Here is a 5,940-nt window from a genome sequence, read left to right as displayed (position 1 = left end):
GCGGCGAGCAGGTCGCGCAGGCCGTGGCCGCCCTCCTCCTCGTGGCCGGTCTTGAGGACCTCGGCGGCGGCGATGCCCTCCGGGTAGGGCAGGTCGCTGCCCGAGACCAGCGCCCGCCGCAACGGGATCGAGAACGCCACGCCGAGCAGGCCGCCCAGGGCGCAGACCGCCGTGGTCTGCCAGAACGGGAAGCCGTGCCAGTGCCCGATCAGCACCAGGCCCGGCAGGACCAGGATGACGTTGCACAGGGTGCCGGCCGCCGAGGCCTGGGTCTGGACGATGTTGTTCTCGAGGATGCCGGCGCCGCCCATCAGCCGGAACGCGCCCATCGACAGCATCGCGGCCGGGATCGAGGACGAGAACGTCATCCCGGTCTTCAACCCCATGTAGAGGTTAGCCGCCATGAAGACGACCGTGATGACGGTCCCGAGCGCGATGCCGCGCAGGGTCAGCTCCGCCGGATGCGCCTGCGGGGTCGAGGTTCTCGGCGCGGTCGGGCCTTTCGGCGCGGTCTCGGGCGCCATTCTAGGACTGGTGGCGTCCATCCTGCCCCCATGCTGTCGTCCCGCAAACCACCGCAGTCCCGAAAGCTATCCCGCCTGCGGCGTTGCGACGGGTCGGGGGCGGCAGCTGAGCCCGTCGCGCAGGCGCGAGGCCGCGCCACGGCCCGGGCCGGCGGGGGCACGTCAGATCACCGGCCCGGGGGCGGCTTCGCGGAAACGGCCCGGTACGCGCTGGGGCTCAGGCCGTAGCGCGCCTTGAAGCGGCGGGCGAAGTGGGCCTGGTTGGTGAAGCCGCTGCCATACGCGAGGTTGCCGATGGCGATGTGGGCGCAGCCCGGATCCGCAAGGCGGTCGGCCGCGGCGTCCAGCCGGCGCTGCCAGATCCAATCGGAGATGTGCTGGCCGCGCTCCTGGAACAGCTCCTGCAGCCGGCGCAGGGAAACCCCGACGGCGGCCGCGAGCCGGGGCGGATCGAGGGTCGTGTCGCCCAGGTTGGCCTCGACATGGGCCTTGGCGCGCTGGACCACGACGCTGCCGTGGAGCGGTCGCGGCACCGCCCTGGCCAGGCGCTCGGCGAGGCTCGCCACGATCAGGTCGATGCCGACGCCGGCCATGCGTTCGGCCGTGACGGCGTCGAGGTCCGCGTGGACCCGGACGAGATCGCTGAAGAACGCCTTCACCAGCACGCCGGTGCCGTCGTCGCCCCCGAACGTCAGGGCGGTGAAGTGCCGGGTCGGCCCCAGCATGTGCGTCAGGGGCGCGACCGGGATCTCGAGCACGAGGGACTGGTCGCCGGCCCCCGAGACGTGCACGTTCGGGCGGTCGGCCAGCAGCACGATCTCGCCGGCTCCCTGGATGGCCTCCCGGCCGTCCTGGACGTTGATCGAGCGGCCTTCGAGCTGGATCAGCGCGAAGACCGCCCCGGTCCGCTCCCGCCGACGCAGGGTCTGCGGCGTGATCTCCGACCGCACGTTGCTTTCGCGAATGCGGGTGATCCGCAAGCTACCGACATCGGCCGCCTGTATCAGTCCTTCGAAAGGTCGATCACAGGTTTGACTCAGCTCAATCGGCCCCATGCGGTCGAAGATGACTTCACGCCACAGCTTGAACCGCGCGCTCTCTTTGATTTCACGTGTTGAAAGGACTGTCTGCACGCACCCTCGGCCGAACTGCTCGAAACCTGAGATTTTCAGCCGTCATCGCAGGATCGCTCGATTTATAAACTATCGTATGTTTGTTTTTCTGCTTCCGATGGCCGTCCGTAACCGTCTTGCAAATCGGTCACAGGCGCTGGCACCCCGACGAGCAATCGGGTCACGGTTCCGTGTTCCGTCCCCACGCGTCGACGGCTTGCGCCCGCGGCCATACCTGAACGATCGCAAGGCGCCCCGCCGCGACCCCCAGGACGAATACTTACATCCCTAGGTTAATTTCGCGCCGTGTTTGAAAACCCTGGTTGTGTACGGTACCGGACTTTTCGGTCGCGACACCGAAGAAGGGCCGCCGTGGATTCCATGCAGACACTGTTCTCGACGGAAGGATTGCATCCGCGCGACAGTTTCCGGCTCTGGCAAGACGCCTTGATCGGTTTCGGTGCGAAGGTCGATCATACTCGCCTCGACGATGGCCCCTTCGCGGCCAAGCTCGAGGTCGCCCGGGTCGGGTCCCTCGACCTGACGCGGGTGACCCAGGGTGCCGTCCGCAACGAGACGACCAGCGACCTGATGCGGCGTCAGGATCGCGACGCCGGGGTCGCCGTGATCTTCAACCTCGCGGGCACCTCGAGCACCCTTCAGGATGGCCGGGATGCCGTGGTGGGCGCCGGCGACCTGGTCCTCCTCGATCAACGGCCGGCCGTCCACACGTCGAGTGCGGGGAGCCGATCCCTGCTCCTGGAAGTCCCCCGGGAGCGCCTGGCGAGCGCCCTCGGATCGACGCAGCTCTACACGGCCCTGACGGTCGGGGCGGAGCTGGCGTCCACGTCGCTGGCGTTGACCTTCGTCCAGGAACTGATCCGCGTGGGGCCCCAGCTCACGCCCGATGCGGCGTCCCGCATGGGATCGGTCGCCGTGGACCTCGTGGTGGCGAGCATCGCGGAGCGCCTGGCGCGCGAGGTCCCGCGGCCGCTGCACGGCACCGTCGTGGTCCAGCGCGCCAAGGCCTATGTCGAAGCCCATCTCGGCGACACGACCCTCGACCCGCCGCAGCTCGCGGCCGCGGTCGGCGTCTCGCTGCGCCGGCTGCAGGAGCTGTTCCACGAGCGCGGCCAGCACATCTCGGACTGGATCTGGCAGCGCCGGCTGGAGGCCGCGACCAGACGGCTGGCCGATCCGGGCTGCGCGCATCTCCCGATCGGCACCCTGGCGTTCGGCTGCGTCTTCGCCAGCCAGGCCCATTTCTCCCGCCGCTTCAAGGAGCGCCACGGCCTGGCGCCCAGCGCCTATCGCCACGGGGCCCTCCTGGGCGCCCCGGCGGGTTCCGACGAGGCGTGAAGCCCCCCGGATCGATGGCGGCCGGTCACGCGTTTGCATGAGGGCGTTGATTCGACGCGCTCGCTGACGCCGAACCGGTATCCACTTCGGCGGCGCGCTTAATGGCTTACAGCCCGGGAGGATCGTCGTGGGACTCACTGCTTTCGTTTTCTTCGTCGTGCCCTGGATGCTGGTGGGGGCCTGGCTGTTCCGCTCGGCCAACGCCGTGCGGATGGGCGTGCCGGCGTCGCCCTGGCGCCCGCTGACGGATTTCCCGCCGCCGCCGCGCGACCAGCGCAGCATGGTCGAGACCGACACCGTGCCGAAGGGCGCGGCCACCGACACCGACGACGACAAGCACCGGCCGTTCCAGACCGCGTGAGCGTGTGCGCCTGAGGGCGAGGGTCCTTTACGCGGCGGGCCTCCGGTCCGGGGCCGCTCCGATCCGCCCCGTGGCTGGGCTCGACGGGGCTTCGCCCGAGGGGCCGACGGATTCCCATGTCGCAACCCGATCGTCCGCGGCTGGACGACACGCCGGCTCGGCACAGACACGGGCCCTCTCCTCATTGGCGGGATGGACGCGACGGCCGGACCCAGGTGCGGCTCCCTCCCCCCCCGCGCGCTACCGGATTCACGGATCGGGCTGGGCAACGCGGTCGCAGGATCCGGCGCCGGTCCCCTCTCCCGTGCGGGAGAGGGAGAGGGTGAGGGGTGCGACCTGTCCGGAGAGACCTGCCCCCTCGCCCCAACCCTCTCCCGCACGGGAGAGGGGGCGCGTCGCGGCTTTCGCAAGCCGACGTGTGAATCCGGTAGCCCGCAGAGGGGGGCGAGACGCGCCCGGCCCCGGCCGTTGCGCGCCTCCGACAGCGCCGTGTGAGCACCATACCCCACGCCGGACGACGCGCCCGGCCTCGACGGGCGTTCACCCGCCGGCATGCTCCAGCAGGTGCAGGTTGAAGCGCCCGTCCTCCGCCTGCCACAGGCCGCGCGGCTGCCAGCCGCTCCGGCGGGCCAGCGCCTGGAACGCCGCCGACGTGTACTTGTGGGAGGTGTCGGTGCGGATGCGCTCGCCCGCGGCGAAGGCGATCGCCCGCCCGCCGAGGTGATAGGTCGCCGGACGGAGCGCCTCGAGATGCGCCTCGACCCGCAGCGGATCGGGGCACAGCGTGATCCCGTGCCGGAAGTTGTGCAGGTCGAAGTCGGCCCCGAGCTCGCGGTTGAGCCGGACCAGGATGTTCCGGTGGAACGCCGCCATCAGCCCGTCCGCGCCGGCATAGGCCCGCTGGAGGCGCTCGGGCTCGACCGTGGCGTCGGCGCCGACCAGGAACAGGCTGGGCCCCAGGGTCGTGCGCGCCCGCTCCAGGAACAGGCCGGCCTCCGGGGGCGCGAAGTTGCCGATGCTGGTGCCCGGGTAGAAGCCCAGGATGCCGCCCGGCCCCGCCGCCACGGGGAGCGGCACCGGCTTGGCGTAGTCGGCGCAGACCGGCACCATGGCGATGTCGGGGTAATCCGCGGCCAGGCGCCGGATCGCGCCCTCCAGGTACTCGCCGGAGATGTCGATCGCCACGTAGGCGGCCGGCCGGGTCAGGGCGTCGAGCAGGGTGCGGATCTTGCGGCTGGCGCCGCTGCCGAACTCCACCACGGTCACGCCCGGCGCGACCGTGCCCGCCAGCTCGGCCGCGACCCGGGGCAGCAACGCCATCTCCTGGCGGGTCGGGTAGTAATCGGGGCTGTGGCAGATCCGATCGAACAGGTCCGAGCCGGTCTCGTCCCAGAGATACTTGCCCGGCAGGGTCTTCGCATCGGCCGTGAGGCCGGCCAGGACATCGTTCAGGAACTCGTCGTTCAGGACCTCATCGCGCCCGCCGTCGGCCTCGCTCATGGCCGGGTCCCTGGCCGGTTCACCGTGAGCACCACCAAAGCGAGGCGCTCGACGGCGGCGTATTCCGGTTTGGCCAGCTCCTCGCCGTACGCGTCCGGATCGAACTCGCGGTAGGTCCAGTCCAGGCCGGCGCGGCCGCAGGCCTCGGCCACCGCGTCCCGGAACGGGTCCGCCCCCGCGACGATCGCCGCCCCGGTGAACAGCACCAGGCTGCCCCCGGGCGCCAACCGCGCGATCGCCTGCTCGACCACCGCCAGCGGCAGGCCGGCCCCGAGCGGACCGCCGCCGTGCCGGTAGGCCCGGGCCGCCGGATCGATCATGAAGGGCGGGTTCGAGACGATCAGGTCGAACGTCCCCTCGACGTCGCGCAGCATGTCGCCGTGCCGGACGTCGACGCCGTCGGTCCCGGCCAGCCGGGCGTTGACCCGGGCCGCCCGCAGCGCGGCGGGGTTGATGTCCACCAGCACCACCTCGGCCCCGGGCGACCGCTTGGCGATGCAGATCCCGGCAGCCCCGGAACCGCAGCCGAGATCGACCGCCCGGCGCACCGGACTCGGCCGCGCCTCCAGATGGGCCACCACCGCCGCGACGAAGCGCATCGTGTCCGGCCCGAAGAACACCGCATCGGTGGCGGTCGGCGGATAGGAAGAATGCGCGAGCAATTCGCCGTCGAGGCTGGAGAACCGGACGGTCGGGCGCAACAGCGCGCCGTCCTCGACCACGGCCCCGGCGTCCCGAAGCCGGCTCAAGACCTCTCCGGGCAGAATCTCGGCCCGGAACGGCCGGCTCCAGCCGATCACGTCGCGCAGGTTGCGCGCTTCGGCGTTGCACGACCGTGCGTTGACGATTGCATGGGTGGCGGGGGTCACCGTCGTAAAGGTGTAGCCGCTGTCGCGCAGGGTGCGGCCCAGGGCCAGCAGGGCGTCCTGTTTTCGGGAAACGCCGCGGATCGCGTCATCGGCCGGACCCCGCCTGTCGACGACGCGAAGTCTGGCGGGACTCGGGCGGGCGGTGGCCCCAGACTTCGTCGGCCCTTCGCATCGTCCGGCGGTGCGCGCGGGCCGGGACCGCGAAGGGACCGGCC

Annotated in this window: 6 protein-coding genes; 2 read left to right on the top strand and 4 right to left on the bottom strand. The window is 71.2% G+C overall.

Annotated elements, in window-relative coordinates:
* Both FV228_RS18395 and FV228_RS18390 read right to left on the bottom strand, forming a co-directional pair.
* Positions 1-524, bottom strand: a 524-nt coding sequence (locus FV228_RS18395) for an oligopeptide transporter, OPT family (protein ID WP_246693948.1), incomplete at its 3' end; no start/stop codon positions are given.
* Positions 525-691: 167 nt separating this feature from the next.
* Positions 692-1,657, bottom strand: coding sequence for a helix-turn-helix domain-containing protein (locus FV228_RS18390; protein ID WP_147855945.1), 966 nt, complete (start codon positions 1,655-1,657; stop codon positions 692-694).
* Between the two features lie 360 nt (positions 1,658-2,017).
* Here FV228_RS18390 and FV228_RS18385 point away from each other — a divergent pair, with 360 nt between their 5' ends.
* Both FV228_RS18385 and FV228_RS18380 read left to right on the top strand, forming a co-directional pair.
* Positions 2,018-2,995: a helix-turn-helix domain-containing protein gene (locus tag FV228_RS18385; protein WP_147855948.1), complete on the top strand. Its 978-nt coding sequence runs from the start codon at positions 2,018-2,020 to the stop codon at positions 2,993-2,995.
* 127 nt (positions 2,996-3,122) lie between these two features.
* Positions 3,123-3,356, top strand: coding sequence for a hypothetical protein (locus tag FV228_RS18380; protein WP_147855944.1), 234 nt, complete (start codon positions 3,123-3,125; stop codon positions 3,354-3,356).
* A 540-nt stretch (positions 3,357-3,896) separates the two neighbouring features.
* Here FV228_RS18380 and egtD read toward each other — a convergent pair.
* Both egtD and FV228_RS18365 read right to left on the bottom strand, forming a co-directional pair.
* Entirely contained in the window at positions 3,897-4,856 is a 960-nt protein-coding gene (gene egtD / locus FV228_RS18370; protein ID WP_147855942.1) for an L-histidine N(alpha)-methyltransferase, read from the bottom strand.
* The gene (locus FV228_RS18365) at positions 4,853-5,806 is read right to left on the bottom strand and encodes a methyltransferase (RefSeq protein ID WP_147855947.1); all 954 of its coding nucleotides are present in this window, start codon (positions 5,804-5,806) and stop codon (positions 4,853-4,855) included. Before FV228_RS18365 ends, egtD begins: the two co-directional genes overlap by 4 nt.
* Positions 5,807-5,940: the final 134 nt, after the last annotated feature.

It is taken from the genome of Methylobacterium sp. WL18 (assembly GCF_008040015.1).
Classification (GTDB): Bacteria; Pseudomonadota; Alphaproteobacteria; order Rhizobiales; family Beijerinckiaceae; genus Methylobacterium; species Methylobacterium mesophilicum.
This window is presented reverse-complemented; position numbering and strand designations above follow the sequence as displayed.

Excerpts from the sequence above, each read along its gene's own strand:
- FV228_RS18385 (WP_147855948.1), top strand. The coding sequence starts at position 2,018 with ATGCAGACACTGTTCTCGACGGAAGGATTGCATCCGCGCGACAGTTTC.
- egtD (WP_147855942.1), bottom strand. The coding sequence starts at position 4,856 with ATGAGCGAGGCCGACGGCGGGCGCGATGAGGTCCTGAACGACGAGTTC.